Here is a 13,541-nt window from a genome sequence, read left to right as displayed (position 1 = left end):
GGCCCGCGTGCACGTCGACCACCTGCAACTCACCGACTTCCGGAACTACCGGGAGGCGGACGTCGACCTCGCACGCGGGCCGAACCTGTTCGTCGGGCGGAACGGACAGGGCAAGACCAACCTGGTCGAGGCGATCGGCTACCTGTCGACCCTCGGGTCGCACCGGGTCCCGACCGACGCAGCCCTCGTCCGCCAGGGCTGCGACGCGGCGATCGTGCGCGCTCGACTGGCGCACGAGGACCGCAGCATCCTGGCCGAGGTGCAGATCAACCGCACGGGGTCGAACCGCGCCCAGGTCAACCGGGCCGCGATCAAGCCCCGCGAACTGCCGCGGTACTGCACCAGCGTGCTCTTCGCTCCCGAGGACCTGGCCCTCGTCCGCGGTGAGCCCTCGGGCCGTCGGCGCATGCTGGACGAGCTGCTCGGCCAGATCGCACCCCGGATGCAGGGCGTGCTCGCCGACTACGACCGGACGCTCAAGCAGCGGAACACCCTGCTGAAGTCGGCACGGGCGACCGGTGCGCGGTCCGGGTCGCTCGTGACGCTGGACGTCTGGGACGACCGGCTCGTCGCGTTCGGTTCCGAGATCATCGCGGCCCGCGACCACCTCACCCGTCGGCTCGCGCCGTTCGTCACCGAGGCCTACGCCACGGTCGCCGGCGAACGGCACGAGGCGACCATCTCGGGTGTGCTCAGCGTGCGCGGCGGTGACCCCGAGGACGCTGCCGCGACCGACCCGGTGCTCGGGACGCCGGACAAACCGGTGTCCGTCGCCGCTGCGGCCGAGGCCTTCCGTGGTGCGCTCGAGCGTCGGCGTCGGGACGAACTCGACCGCGGACTGACCCTCGTCGGACCGCACCGCGACGACGTGCTCTTCCAGCTGAACGGGTTACCTGCGCGCGGATACGCCAGCCACGGCGAGTCGTGGTCGTTCGCCCTCGCGATCAAGCTCGCCGGCGCCGCGGTGCTCCGGGCGGAGTCGACGCTCGGCGACCCGATCATCATCCTCGACGACGTGTTCGCCGAGCTCGACGAGTCACGGCGTGAACGGTTGGCGGGGGCGGTCGCCGACTACGAGCAGGTGCTCATCACCGCCGCGGTGTTCGGGGACGTGCCCGACCAGCTCGCCGCCCACACCGTCCGGATCGAGGCGGGCACGATCGTGACGGACGAGGCTCGCGCCTGATGCCCAAGCCGTGGAAGCCCTCCGAGCCCTCGCGGGTGTACCGGCACCTGCGCGCCGTGTTCGGCGACCCGTCCCTCCGCACCGTCGACGCCCGACGTCGCCGGTCCCGCGAGCTCGACGCCGACACGGTCCCGTACGGCAAGGGTCGCGAACCCCGGGGGCTCGGCGACGTGGTCGGCGCGCTGGCCCAGGAACTCGGGTGGTCGGAGCCGTTGGCGCGCTCGGAGCTCTTCGTCGACTGGCCCGCCGTGGTGGGCGACGAACTCGCGAAGCACTCGCGCCCGATGACGATCGACGACGGCACGCTCGTCATCCGCTGCGACTCGACGGCGTGGGCGACGCAGCTCCGTCTGATGCGCGCGACCGTGACGACGACGATCGCCGAGCGGCACCCGGGAGCGGGCGTGCAGTCGATCCGGGTTTCCGGCCCGGACGTCCCCACCTGGAAACGTGGTCCCAGGACCGTCCAGGGGCGTGGTCCTCGCGACACCTACGGTTGACGCGACGAAATCGTCCTCGGGGATGAAGAACACCCGTCCAGCGGGCGGATGAGCCCCGTGGAGAGGGGCTCCTGCGGTAGACTGGCGAGTGCAGTGTGCGGGCGTTCCGCGCGCAGGCAGGAGCAATCCCGACATGGCATCAGAATCTGACGACGACCGGACGATCCCGCAGGACGAGACCGAGCAGGCTCCACCGACGGAACCATCGTACGGCGCAGACCAGATTCAGGTGCTGGAGGGGCTCGAGGCGGTCCGCAAGCGCCCGGGCATGTACATCGGCTCGACGGGTCCGCGCGGTCTCCACCACCTGGTGCAGGAGATCGTCGACAACTCCGTCGACGAAGCACTGGCCGGCTACTGCGACACGATCGACGTCACCATCCGCGAGGACGGCGGCGTCCGCGTGGTCGACAACGGCCGTGGCATCCCGGTCGACACCCACGCGGCCGAGGGCGTCTCGACGCTCCAGGTCGTCCTCACCGTCCTGCACGCCGGCGGCAAGTTCGGTGGCGGCGGGTACGCGGTGTCCGGTGGTCTGCACGGCGTGGGCTCCTCCGTCGTGAACGCCCTGAGCTCCGAGCTCGACGTGGAGGTCCGCCGCCAGGGCCACGTCTGGCGCCAGAGCTACACCGACGGCGTCCCGGTCGCCCCCGTCTCGAAGGACGAGGAGACCGACGTGACCGGCACCACGATCACGTTCTGGCCGAACGCCGACATCTTCGAGACCGTCGAGTTCGACTACGAGACGCTGCGCACGCGCTTCCAGCAGATGGCCTTCCTCAACAAGGGCCTCCGCATCAACCTCACCGACGAGCGCACCCCGGACGAGGGCGAGGAGTCGCGCCGTGACTCCTTCCGCTACGAGCGCGGGCTGCCCGACTACGTCGAGTACCTCAACGCGCAGAAGAAGGCCGACCTCGTCCACCCCGACGTCATCGCGATCGAGGCCGAGGACACCGAGCGCAAGATCGCGCTCGAGATCGCCATGCAGTGGAACACCTCCTACCAGGAGAGCGTCCACACCTTCGCGAACACGATCAACACGCACGAGGGCGGCACCCACGAAGAGGGCTTCCGTGCGGCCCTGACGAGCCTGGTCAACCGGTACGCCCGCGAGACCAAGATCATCAAGGAGAAGGACGACAACCTCACGGGTGACGACATCCGCGAAGGGCTGACCGCCGTCATCTCCGTGAAGCTCGGCGAGCCGCAGTTCGAGGGCCAGACGAAGACCAAGCTCGGCAACACCGAGGCGAAGTCGTTCGTGCAGCGCGTCGTCGGCACCGAGCTCACCCACTGGTTCGAGAGCAACCCGTCCCAGGCGCGCGACGTCGTGCGGAAGGCGATCCAGGCGTCGCAAGCCCGGCTCGCCGCCCGCAAGGCCCGCGAGACCACCCGGCGCAAGGGGCTGCTCGAGTCGGGCGGCATGCCCGGCAAGCTCAAGGACTGCCAGTCGAAGGACCCGACGCTGTCGGAGATCTTCATGGTCGAGGGTGACTCCGCCGGTGGTTCCGCCGTGCAGGGTCGCAACCCCATGACCCAGGCGATCCTGCCGCTGCGCGGCAAGATCCTCAACGTCGAGAAGGCCCGTCTCGACCGCGCCCTGGCCAACCAGGAGATCCAGTCGATGATCACGGCGTTCGGCGCCGGCATCGGCGAGGACTTCGACCCGGACAAGGCCCGGTACCACAAGATCGTGCTGATGGCCGATGCCGACGTGGACGGTCAGCACATCACGACGCTGCTGCTCACGCTGCTCTTCCGCTACATGCGTCCGCTCATCGAGCGCGGGTACGTGTACCTCGCACAGCCGCCGCTGTACCGCCTGAAGTGGTCGAACGCGGCACACGAGTACGTGTTCAGCGACCGGGAGCGCGACGCCCTGATGCAGGCGGGCATCGCCGCCGGCAAGCGCATCCCGAAGGACAACGGGATCCAGCGCTACAAGGGTCTGGGCGAGATGGACTACAAGGAGCTCTGGGACACCACGATGAACCCGGACACCCGCACGCTCCTGCAGGTCACGCTCGAGGACGCCGCCGCGGTCGACAGCGTCTTCGCGACGCTGATGGGTGAGGACGTCGAGTCGCGACGCCAGTTCATCCAGCAGAACGCCAAGGACGTCCGCTTCCTCGACATCTAGTACCGGCCTGGAGGCGCGGTGCCAGCCGCGTCGACCAGTCCCGACCCCCTGTGGTCGCGCCCGGCGCGACCGACGGAACCAGTGCCTCCCGGCCGACGACCGGAGGGCCACCAGAAAGGTGACCAAGCCACATGGCTGACGACAACGAGAACGGCGCCGACGAGCAGCCCGAGATCGTGCACGGCGAGGTAGGCGACATCGTGGTCTCCGGCGACCGCATCTCGCAGGTCGACCTGCAGCTCGAGATGCAGCGGTCGTACCTCGACTACGCGATGTCCGTCATCGTCGGACGTGCGCTGCCGGAGGTCCGTGACGGTCTGAAGCCGGTCCACCGCCGCGTCATCTACGCGATGTTCGACGGCGGCTACCGGCCGGACCGGGCGTTCTCGAAGTGCTCCCGCGTCGTCGGTGACGTCATGGGCCAGTTCCACCCGCACGGCGACAGCGCGATCTACGACGCGCTCGTCCGCCTCGTGCAGCCGTGGTCGCTCCGGTACCCGCTCGCGCTCGGCCAGGGCAACTTCGGGTCCCCGGGCAACGACGGCGCCGCGGCCCCGCGGTACACCGAGACCAAGATGGCACCGCTCGCCATGGAGATGGTCCGGGACATCGACGAGGACACCGTCGACTTCCAGGACAACTACGACGGCCGCACGCAGGAGCCGTCGATCCTGCCGGCGCGCTTCCCGAACCTGCTGGTCAACGGATCGGTGGGCATCGCGGTCGGCATGGCCACGAACATCCCCCCGCACAACCTGCGCGAGGTCGCCGAGGGCGCCCAGTGGGCGCTCGCACACCCGGACGCGACGCGTGAGGAGCTCCTCGGCGCGCTCATGCAGCGGATCAAGGGCCCGGACTTCCCGACCGGCGCGCAGATCCTCGGCACGAAGGGCATCCAGGACGCCTACCGCACCGGTCGTGGCTCGATCACGATGCGCGCGGTCGTCAACGTCGAGGAGATCCAGGGTCGCACGTGCCTGGTCGTCACCGAGCTGCCGTACCAGGTGAACCCGGACAACCTGGCGATCCGCATCGCCGAGGGCGTGAAGGACGGCAAGCTCGCCGGCATCGCGGACATCCGCGACGAGACCTCCGGCCGCACCGGTCAGCGCCTGGTCATCGTGCTGAAGCGCGACGCGGTGGCGAAGGTCGTGCTCAACAACCTGTACAAGCACACGCAGCTGCAGGAGAACTTCGGCGCGAACATGCTCGCCATCGTCGACGGGGTGCCGCGCACGCTGTCGCTCGACGGCTTCATCTCGGCGTGGGTCGACCACCAGATCGACGTCATCGTCCGCCGTACCCAGTACCGGCTCCGCGAGGCCGAGAAGCGCGCGCACATCCTGCGCGGCTACCTCGCGGCGCTCGACGCCCTCGACGAGGTCATCGCGCTCATCCGTCGGTCGCCCGACGTCGAGGAGGCGCGGACCGGCCTGATGGACCTGCTGTCCGTCGACGAGATCCAGGCACGCGCGATCCTCGAGCTGCAGCTCCGCCGCCTGGCCGCCCTCGAGCGCCAGAAGATCCACGACGAGGCCGAGGAACTCGAGCGCAAGATCGCCGACTTCCAGGACATCCTGGCGTCGGAGACCCGGCAGCGCACGATCATCGGCGACGAGCTCGCCGAGATCGTCGACCGCTTCGGGGACGACCGTCGCAGCGAGATCATGCTCGGCTACGACGGTGACATGTCCATCGAGGACCTCATCCCGGAAGAGGAGATGGTCGTCACCATCACCCGCGGCGGGTACGTCAAGCGCACGCGGAGCGACAACTACCGGTCGCAGCACCGCGGCGGTCGCGGCGTCAAGGGTGCGCAGCTCCGCGCGGACGACATCGTCGAGCACTTCTTCGTCACGACGACCCACCACTGGCTGCTCTTCCTCACCGACCAGGGTCGCGTGTACCGCGCCAAGGCGTACGAGCTGCAGGAGGCGAGCCGTGACGCCAAGGGGCAGCACGTCGCCAACCTGCTCGCCATGCAGCCCGACGAGCAGATCCAGCAGGTGCTCGACATCCGCGACTACGAGGCGGCGCAGTACCTCGTGCTCGCGACCGAGCAGGGTCTGGTCAAGAAGACCGCGCTGACCGAGTACGACACCAACCGCACCGGCGGCATCATCGCGATCAACCTCCGCGAGGGCGACAAGCTCCGCCAGGCGCTGCTCGTCGACGAGACCGACGACCTGCTGCTCGTGTCGAAGCACGGCATGTCGCTCCGCTTCACCGCGACCAACGACACCCTCCGTCCGATGGGCCGGTCGACCTCCGGCGTGAAGGGCATGTCCTTCCGCGGCGACGACGCACTGCTCGCCGCACGTGTGGTGTCGGACGACGGCTACGTGTGGGTGATGACCGAGGGCGGCTACGCCAAGCGCACCTCGGTCGACCAGTACCGGGTGCAGGGCCGCGGTGGTCTCGGCATCAAGGTGGCCAAGCTGGCCGCCGATCGGGGCGACCTCGTGGGGGCGCTCATCGTCGGCGAGGACGACGAGGTGCTCGTCGTGCTGCAATCGGGCAAGGTGGTAAGGTCTGCCGTGTCCGAGGTGCCCGCCAAGGGTCGCGACACGATGGGTGTGGTCTTCGCGAGGTTCGCGGAGAACGACCGGATCATCGCGGTGGCCCGGAACAGCGAGCGGAACCTGGATGACCAGGACGACGCCGACCCCGAGATCGAGCCTGCGGGCCCGGTGGAGACGGTGAGCCCTGACGAAGCGGCCCCCGAACCCGCCGACCCCGCCGACACCGAGCCTGTCGAGGACGAGGCCGGAGAGGACCAGTCGAACAATGAGTAGTGTCGCCGAGAAGCTCCAGAAGAAGGCGAAACGTCCCAGCGGTACCCGGCAGGTCCGCCTGCGTCTGGTGTACCTCGACTTCTGGTCGATGGTGAAGCTGAGCTTCCTCATCGCGCTCGCCGGTTCGATCGTGATCATCGTCGCGACCGCGCTGGTCTGGGTCATCCTCAACCAGACCGGCGTGTTCACCCAGATCGACGCCCTGCTCAAGGACGTCACCGGGCAGAACAGCTACTCGATCATGGACCAGTTCTCGCTCGGGCAGGTCCTCGGGTTCTCGGTCGTGGTGGGCATCCTCAACGTGGTCGTCGGCACCGTGCTCGGCGCGATCGTGAGCGTCCTCTACAACCTCAGTGTGCGGATCACGGGCGGCCTGCTCGTGGGCTTCACGAACAACTGACACACCCGGGCCGGACGGCAGTCGCCCCTCGATTTCGTTCTCCGAGATCGGTACGGTAGGCTTTCTTCTGGTCTGAGGGGCTATAGCTCAGGCGGTTAGAGCGCTTCGCTGATAACGAAGAGGTCCAAGGTTCAAGTCCTTGTAGCCCCACCACTTCCCACCGGGACCAGTACGCTGGTCCTCACGGGGCCTTAGCTCAGTTGGTAGAGCGCCTGCTTTGCAAGCAGGATGTCGGGAGTTCGATTCTCCCAGGCTCCACTCGAGAAGCCCCTGCTCGCGACTTCGTCGCTTCGCAGGGGCTTCGTTCTGTGCTGGCCAGCGCCTCCGGCGCGCCGCTCCGCGATGGTCGCCTTCTTCCGGGCGTTGCCGCTGCGGGATGGTCGTCTCGGTCGTCTCGGTCGTCTCGGTCGTCTTCGGGCGTGAGGTGCTGCCGCTGGCGGGTGGTCGTCTCGGTTGTCTTCGGGCGTGAGGTGCTGCCGGCGCGGGGTGGTCGCCTCGGTTGTCTTCGGGCGTGAGGTGCTGCCGCTGCGGGATGGTCGCCTCCGTTGTCTTCGGGCGAGAGGTGCTGCCGCTGCGGGCGTTCGCCCCGGCGCTGGCGCACGACATGCCGTCAGTGGTGCTTCGACGCGGCATGTCGTGGCACCTGTGCGAGCGACGGCGGCATGTTGCGCGACGGCGCATCAGCGGCTGACGGAATGAGGGCGTGCCTCCAGTCTGTGGCTGTGGCTGGGGCTGAGGCCGGGCCTGTGCCTGAGGCTGGGGCCGGTGCTGTGCCTGAGCCTGAGGCTGAGGCTGTCGAGCGGGCAGGACGTGCCGCGTGCGGGGCGTCGACAGGGTTCTTCTCGTCGATTCTCAGCGGTGAGCGGGCCGTATGTCGCCCGTTCGGGGCTCGGGGCTCGGGGCAGGTGGCACGGGGCCGGGGCCGGGGCAGGTTCTGCGGCGTGCGGGACGGCCGGGGACGACGAAGGGCCCCGGCGCGGTGCCGGGGCCCTTCGTACGAACCGGGAGGTCAGGCGGCGGGCTTCTCCGCCGTGTCGGCGTCGTCGGCGACCCACAGGTCGTCGTCGGCGCGGAGCGTCTGGTAGGCGGCGTACGCGGCACCGGCAACGGCGACCACACCGACGACGATGAGGGCGACCCCACCGAACCCGAGGCCCTTCTTCTGCTGCCCCGGCGTGTACTTCGCCGCGGCCTTCTTCGCCTTCTTGCCCTTCTTCTGGGCGTCCTTCACGATCTTCTTGACGCGCGGGTCCTTCGCGAGGTCCTTCACGCTCATCACCGAACCAGCGGTCGCCACGAGGCCGGGGACGACCTCGGTCTGGAAGCGGTGCGACGCGCTGTGCGCGGCCGAGGTCGCTGCGTGCACGCCCGTCGCGACGGCGGGACGGATCCCGTTGTCGATCGCGTTCTGCACGCGGGGGGCGATGTCCTTGCGGGCTGCGTCAGCAGCGTGCGAGCGGGCCTCGGCGAGGATCGCGTTCGCGTGCTCGAGGACCTTGCGCTGCTCGCCGAGGAGCGAGGCCGTCTTGCCCTTGAGCTTCTTGATCTGCTTCCGACGCTTGCGCGGGATCTCGATCGTCGTCATCTGGTACCTCCATCGGATCGGCGTGACCCCATCCTGCCACCGAGCACCCTGACAGGTCACGGATCGTCGGCTGTGTGATCCGTGTCACCGTCAGGAGTGCATGCGAGAATCGACACATGTCTCTGCACACCGCTGTCGCAACGATCCACACGAACAAGGGCGACATCCGCGTCAACCTGTTCGGCAACCACGCCCCGAAGACCGTCAAGAACTTCGTCGACCTCGCGACCGGCAAGCAGGAGTGGACGCACCCCGGCACGGGCAAGGTCTCGACCGACAAGCTCTACGACGGTGTCGTCTTCCACCGCATCATCAAGGACTTCATGATCCAGGGCGGCGACCCGCTCGGTCAGGGCATCGGCGGTCCGGGCTACCGCTTCGACGACGAGATCCACCCGGAGCTCACCTTCCAGGAGCCGTACATCTTCGCGATGGCGAACGCCGGCATCCAGGGCGGGCGCGGCACGAACGGCTCGCAGTTCTTCATCACGACCGTGGCGACCCCCTGGCTGCAGGGCAAGCACACCATCTTCGGTGAGGTCGCCGACGACGAGTCGCGCGCGGTCGTCGACGCGATCGAGGGCGTGCCGACCGACGGTCGCGACAAGCCCGTCGAGGACGTCGTCATCGAGAGCATCGACGTCGAGGACGTCTGAACCCGGTGACCGACCAGGCCCCGGGGCGGGACAACTACTGCTACCGGCACCCGGACCGGCAGAGCTTCATCCTGTGCCAGCGGTGCGGGCGGACGATCTGCACCGAGTGCCAGACGCCGGCGGCCGTCGGCGTGCACTGCCCGGAGTGCGTGCGTGAACAGCGCGCGCAGTTCCAGGCGAACCGTCGTGCCTCCGGGGCCCCGGGCGGCCTGACCGTCGCCCGTCGTCGGTTCGCGATGATGGACCAGAAGGCGACCACGGTGATCATCGCCGTGTCGGTCGTGATCTGGCTGCTGAACCTGCTGTCCGGCAACGTCGTCAACCAGTGGCTCAGCTACTGGACGCCGTTGGTCGGGACCCAGCCGTGGCGCCTCGTCACGGGGCTGTTCGTCCACTCGTCGATCTTCCACATCGGGTTCAACATGCTCGCGGTGTTCATCTTCGGGCGGATCCTCGAGAACCTCCTCGGCACGTGGCGTTTCGTCGCGCTGTACTTCCTGGCGGGCCTCGGCGGTGACCTCGCGGTGTCCCTGCTGACCCCCGGTACGCCGGTGGTCGGTGCCTCGGGTGCGATCTTCGGGCTGTTCGCGGCGTTCTTCGTGATCCAGCGCAGCCTCGGCTACAACGCCGTCCAGCTGCTCGTCATCATGGGGCTCAACCTCGTCGTCGGCTTCCTGCCCGGGACCAACATCTCGTGGCAGGCCCACGTCGGTGGCATCGTGCTCGGGTTCGTCACGGGCTTCGTCTTCTCGAAGACCCGGAACGTCCGGCAGCGTGGCCTGCAGGTCGGGCTCCTCGTCGCCGAAGCGGTCCTGCTCGTGGCCGGGATCGGCGCCGCGTACATCAGCATCGGTGGCTACGCGATCGGCTGACGAGTCCGCCGCCGCTCAGGACGCCCCGTCCCACCACAGTGTGGGGCGGGGCGTTCTGCCTCTCTGGAGGCCGCTTTCCACAGCCGTCCGGTGAGTTCTCCACAGTTGGGGACAACTCGGTGAGTTACACGGGTGTGATTATCCCCACTGTGGACGGGCCTGTGGACAACTCGGGGGCCATGGTGTGGATGGTCGTGTGGAAAGTGTGGACAACTGTGGAGAACGTGGTCCCGGGTGTGGACGGATGCGTCGGGGTGGTGTCGGGCTTGTGGACAGCGAGCAGGAACCCGGGCCGAGACGGGCCGGGACAGGACGGGCCGAGACGGGCCGGGAGGGGACGGGCCGGGGCGAACGACGACGCCCGCCGTACCGGGCGGTACGACGGGCGTCGGGAGATGCTGGGCGGCGGTCAGCGCCACCGCGTGGTCATGAGGAACCCGATGAACATGATCCCGAAGCCGATCAGGATGTTCCACGACCCGAGCGACGGTACGGGCAGCGTCGTGTTCGAGATGTAGAAGACGATGACCCAGGCCAGCCCGATGAGCATGAAGCCGAACATGACCGGCTTGAACCACACGGGGTTGGGCTGGTCGCCCGCCGTGTCGACCGAGTCGGCTCGGGTCCTCCGGGCGGGCTTGGTGCGGTCCTTGTCCTTGGCCATGGCCGGTATCCTACCGTGACCACGTCTGTGGGAAGACCCTCAGCAGCCCGCGCACATCCCCCACGAGTACGGTGATCCGACCATGACCAAGATCCTCGTCGTCGACAACTACGACAGCTTCGTCTACACGCTCAACGGCTACCTGCAGCAGCTCGGTGCGGACACCGACGTCGTCCGGAACGACGCGTTCCCCGAGGACGAGATCGCCGAGCGCATCGCCGACTACGACGGTGTGCTGCTCTCGCCCGGGCCGGGCACCCCCGCGGACGCCGGTGTCTCGATCCCCACCGTGCGTGCGGCCGTCGACGCCGAGACCCCGCTGCTCGGCGTGTGCCTCGGGCACCAGGCGATCGCTGAAGCCATGGGCGCCACGGTGACCCACGCCGAGGAACTCATGCACGGGAAGACCTCGCAGGTCGACCACGACGACAGCGTGCTCTTCGCCGGTGTCCCGCACCCGTTCACCGCCACGCGGTACCACTCGCTCGCGATCGTCGACGGGACGGTGCCCGACGAGCTCACCGTCACGGCGCGGACCGCAGGTGGGGTGATCATGGGCGTGCAGCATCGTGACCACCCGGTGTACGGCGTGCAGTTCCACCCGGAGTCCGTCCTCACCGAGGGCGGGTACCGGATGGTCGGCAACTGGCTCGAGACCACCGGTCTGACCGGTGCTGCCGAGCGGGCCGCAGCGCTCAACCCGCTGATCGCCGAACACCGGTCCTGACGCCGGAGCGGTACGACCGCCGACGCGTCCGGTGACCACCGGCGCAGGCGACGTCCGCGGGGATGCTGCCGCGTGCCTCCAGGCCGACGGACGGACGCCCGCCGCAGCCGACGTGACGGACGGACTACTGTCCGGCGCCGCCGCCCTGGACGGTCCCGCTGCCGCCGCCACCGTCGCTGCCGCTGTCGTCGCCACCCCGGTCGGGGACGGACGGCGCCTGCGACGGCCGCTGTGCCGAGGCTGCGCAGTACGTCAGCGTGATGGTGCTGCCCTGCGCGACGTCGCCCTGCGGCACGCTCTGCTGCACCACGGTGCTGCCCGTGCAGGTGTACGTCGGGGACGCCACGACCTTCAGCCCGAGGTTCGCGAGTGCCTCGTTGGCGGCGCTGATCGGCTGCTGCGTGACGTCCGGCATCTGCACCTTGCCGTTGGAGACCGTCAGGTTGACGACGGAACCCTTCGTCAGCTGCGTGCTGCTGCCCGGGTCGCTGCTCATCACGGTGCCCTCGGGCACGTCGCTCGAGTAGTCGCTGTTGATCGCTCCGACCGCGAACCCGGCGTCCTTCAGGGCCTGTTCCGCCGCGTCCTGCGTCTGGTTGGCGACGTCCGGGACGGCGACCTGCTCCGGTCCCAGGGAGACGACGACGCGGATGCTCTGCTTGCGGGCGACGTTCGTGCCCTCCCCGGGCTCGGTGCGGATGACCGTGTCCTTGGCGACGTCGTCGGAGTTCTCGCCGACCTCGACGGCGCTGAGGTCTCGCTTCTCGAGTTCGGTCCGCGCCGAGTCCCACGTGGCGCCGACGACGTTCGGTACGGACACCGACGACGACACCGGTGCCTTGCCGGGCTGCAGGTTCGCGACGAAGAACACCACGCCCGCGATGACGGCGGCGGTGAGGATGATGCCGAGCCAGATCCAGGCGACCGGAGGGCGGTTCTGCGTGCGCTGGGGTCGGTGGTCAGCGGCGTCGTCGTCGAGCTCGCGGAACGCCACGGCAGGGTTCGAGGTCGTGCGGGGGTTCACGCCGAAGAGCATCGTGGACGCGTCGTGTGCCGCGTTCTGCTGGAGCGTGCGCGTGGACACCGGGACCTTGCCGGCGGCGGCCTGCTGCAGGTCGGTCCGGAAGTCCGCGGCGGTCTGGAACCGACGGGTGCGGTCCTTCACCAGGGCGTGCAGCGTCACCGCGTCGAGCGCCGGGGACACCTCGGGCACGAGCGTGGAGGGCGCGACCGGCTGCTCGCTCACGTGCTGGTAGGCCACGGCCACCGGGGAGTCGCCGACGAAGGGCGGGCGGCCGGTGAGCAGCTCGAAGAGCAGCACGCCGGTCGAGTACAGGTCGGTCCGGGCGTCGACGGTCTCACCGCGGGCCTGCTCCGGCGAGAAGTACGAGGCCGTCCCGAGGATCGAGGTCGTCTGCGCGACCGTCGCGGACGTGTCGGTGATGGCACGGGCGATGCCGAAGTCCATCACCTTGACCTGGCCGCTGTGCGTCACCATGACGTTCGCGGGCTTGATGTCGCGGTGCACCACGCCGGCGCGGTGCGAGTACTCGAGGGCGGTGAGGATCCCCTCGGTGATGCGGACCGCCTCGGCCGGGTCGAGCGGGCCGTCGTCGAGCACGTCGGAGAGTGCGCGACCGTCGACGTGCTCCATGACGATGTAGGGCACCTGGACCTGGGCGCCGGAGGGCTCGGTGACCGTCTCCTCGCCCGCGTCGTAGACGCGCACGATCGTCGGGTGCGCCATGCGGGCCGCCGCCTGGGCCTCCTGCCGGAAGCGGATCCGGAAGGTCGGGTCCGTGGCGAGGCTCGGCTTGAGGAGCTTCACCGCCACCTTGCGACCGAGTCGCGTGTCGGTGCCCACGTGCACCGTCGCCATGCCCCCACGACCGATGACGTCACCGATCTCGTAGCGGTCGGCGAGGAGCGTGATCCCCGCGGTCACACCTTCTGGCACGTACTCCTCCGAATGTTCGTCCGGGCAAGTGTACGGCAGGGGTTCCTGCCCGAACG

The 13,541-nt window shown here is 69.0% G+C and carries 11 protein-coding genes and 2 tRNA genes; 10 read left to right on the top strand and 3 right to left on the bottom strand.

Going from position 1 to position 13,541, the window contains the following annotated elements; translation table 11 throughout:
- Positions 1-7: 7 nt before the first annotated feature.
- The 7 genes from recF (at position 8) to ACIP6W_RS05535 (ending at position 7,282) form a co-directional block, all read left to right on the top strand.
- A complete protein-coding gene (gene recF / locus ACIP6W_RS05565; protein WP_400428614.1) occupies positions 8-1,186 on the top strand; it encodes a DNA replication/repair protein RecF in 1,179 nt (392 codons plus the stop codon).
- The gene (locus tag ACIP6W_RS05560) at positions 1,186-1,686 is read left to right on the top strand and encodes a DUF721 domain-containing protein (RefSeq protein ID WP_066651128.1); all 501 of its coding nucleotides are present in this window, start codon (positions 1,186-1,188) and stop codon (positions 1,684-1,686) included. The genes recF and ACIP6W_RS05560 overlap by 1 nt, the downstream gene beginning before the upstream one ends.
- A 133-nt stretch (positions 1,687-1,819) precedes the next feature.
- Positions 1,820-3,829 (top strand): DNA topoisomerase (ATP-hydrolyzing) subunit B, encoded by a 2,010-nt coding sequence (gyrB, locus tag ACIP6W_RS05555; RefSeq protein WP_245172033.1) that lies wholly within the window; start codon positions 1,820-1,822, stop codon positions 3,827-3,829.
- Positions 3,830-3,960: 131 nt separating this feature from the next.
- Entirely contained in the window at positions 3,961-6,624 is a 2,664-nt protein-coding gene (gene gyrA / locus ACIP6W_RS05550; RefSeq protein ID WP_066651131.1) for a DNA gyrase subunit A, read from the top strand.
- Positions 6,617-7,024, top strand: coding sequence for a DUF3566 domain-containing protein (locus tag ACIP6W_RS05545; RefSeq protein WP_066651132.1), 408 nt, complete (start codon positions 6,617-6,619; stop codon positions 7,022-7,024). The genes gyrA and ACIP6W_RS05545 overlap by 8 nt, the downstream gene beginning before the upstream one ends.
- Positions 7,025-7,100: 76 nt before the next feature.
- Positions 7,101-7,177, top strand: a tRNA-Ile gene (locus ACIP6W_RS05540).
- A gap of 32 nt (positions 7,178-7,209) precedes the next feature.
- Positions 7,210-7,282: transfer RNA gene (locus tag ACIP6W_RS05535), tRNA-Ala, on the top strand.
- 751 nt (positions 7,283-8,033) lie between these two features.
- On the opposite strand, the gene ACIP6W_RS05530 is transcribed toward ACIP6W_RS05535, so the two are convergent.
- Positions 8,034-8,609 (bottom strand): hypothetical protein, encoded by a 576-nt coding sequence (locus ACIP6W_RS05530; protein WP_066651134.1) that lies wholly within the window; start codon positions 8,607-8,609, stop codon positions 8,034-8,036.
- A gap of 116 nt (positions 8,610-8,725) precedes the next feature.
- Between ACIP6W_RS05530 and ACIP6W_RS05525 the strand changes: the two genes are divergently transcribed.
- Positions 8,726-9,265: a peptidylprolyl isomerase gene (locus tag ACIP6W_RS05525; protein ID WP_066651135.1), complete on the top strand. Its 540-nt coding sequence runs from the start codon at positions 8,726-8,728 to the stop codon at positions 9,263-9,265.
- Between the two features lie 5 nt (positions 9,266-9,270).
- Positions 9,271-10,137 (top strand): rhomboid family intramembrane serine protease, encoded by an 867-nt coding sequence (locus ACIP6W_RS05520; RefSeq protein ID WP_066651137.1) that lies wholly within the window; start codon positions 9,271-9,273, stop codon positions 10,135-10,137.
- Positions 10,138-10,546: 409 nt separating this feature from the next.
- Here ACIP6W_RS05520 and ACIP6W_RS05515 read toward each other — a convergent pair whose 3' ends face one another.
- Entirely contained in the window at positions 10,547-10,801 is a 255-nt protein-coding gene (locus ACIP6W_RS05515) for a cell division protein CrgA (protein WP_022907010.1), read from the bottom strand.
- Positions 10,802-10,883: 82 nt separating this feature from the next.
- On the opposite strand from ACIP6W_RS05515, the gene ACIP6W_RS05510 reads away from it, so the two are divergent.
- On the top strand, positions 10,884-11,528 hold the full coding sequence (locus ACIP6W_RS05510) for an aminodeoxychorismate/anthranilate synthase component II (protein ID WP_066651138.1): 645 nt from the start codon (positions 10,884-10,886) through the stop codon (positions 11,526-11,528).
- Positions 11,529-11,652: 124 nt separating this feature from the next.
- Here ACIP6W_RS05510 and pknB read toward each other — a convergent pair whose 3' ends face one another.
- Entirely contained in the window at positions 11,653-13,485 is a 1,833-nt protein-coding gene (pknB, locus tag ACIP6W_RS05505) for a Stk1 family PASTA domain-containing Ser/Thr kinase (protein WP_307810413.1), read from the bottom strand.
- Between the last annotated feature and the right edge of the window lie 56 nt (positions 13,486-13,541).

The organism is Curtobacterium sp. NPDC088465, from assembly GCF_044753165.1.
GTDB lineage: Bacteria > Actinomycetota > Actinomycetes > Actinomycetales > Microbacteriaceae > Curtobacterium.
Note: the sequence above shows the minus strand (reverse complement) of the source record. Positions and strands in the feature narration are given on the sequence as shown.

Coding starts and splice junctions, on each gene's coding strand:
- ACIP6W_RS05560 (WP_066651128.1), top strand. CDS start 1,186: ATGCCCAAGCCGTGGAAGCCCTCCGAGCCCTCGCGGGTGTACCGGCAC.
- gyrB (WP_245172033.1), top strand. CDS start 1,820: ATGGCATCAGAATCTGACGACGACCGGACGATCCCGCAGGACGAGACC.
- gyrA (WP_066651131.1), top strand. CDS start 3,961: ATGGCTGACGACAACGAGAACGGCGCCGACGAGCAGCCCGAGATCGTG.
- ACIP6W_RS05545 (WP_066651132.1), top strand. CDS start 6,617: ATGAGTAGTGTCGCCGAGAAGCTCCAGAAGAAGGCGAAACGTCCCAGC.
- ACIP6W_RS05530 (WP_066651134.1), bottom strand. CDS start 8,609: ATGACGACGATCGAGATCCCGCGCAAGCGTCGGAAGCAGATCAAGAAG.
- ACIP6W_RS05525 (WP_066651135.1), top strand. CDS start 8,726: ATGTCTCTGCACACCGCTGTCGCAACGATCCACACGAACAAGGGCGAC.
- ACIP6W_RS05515 (WP_022907010.1), bottom strand. CDS start 10,801: ATGGCCAAGGACAAGGACCGCACCAAGCCCGCCCGGAGGACCCGAGCC.
- ACIP6W_RS05510 (WP_066651138.1), top strand. CDS start 10,884: ATGACCAAGATCCTCGTCGTCGACAACTACGACAGCTTCGTCTACACG.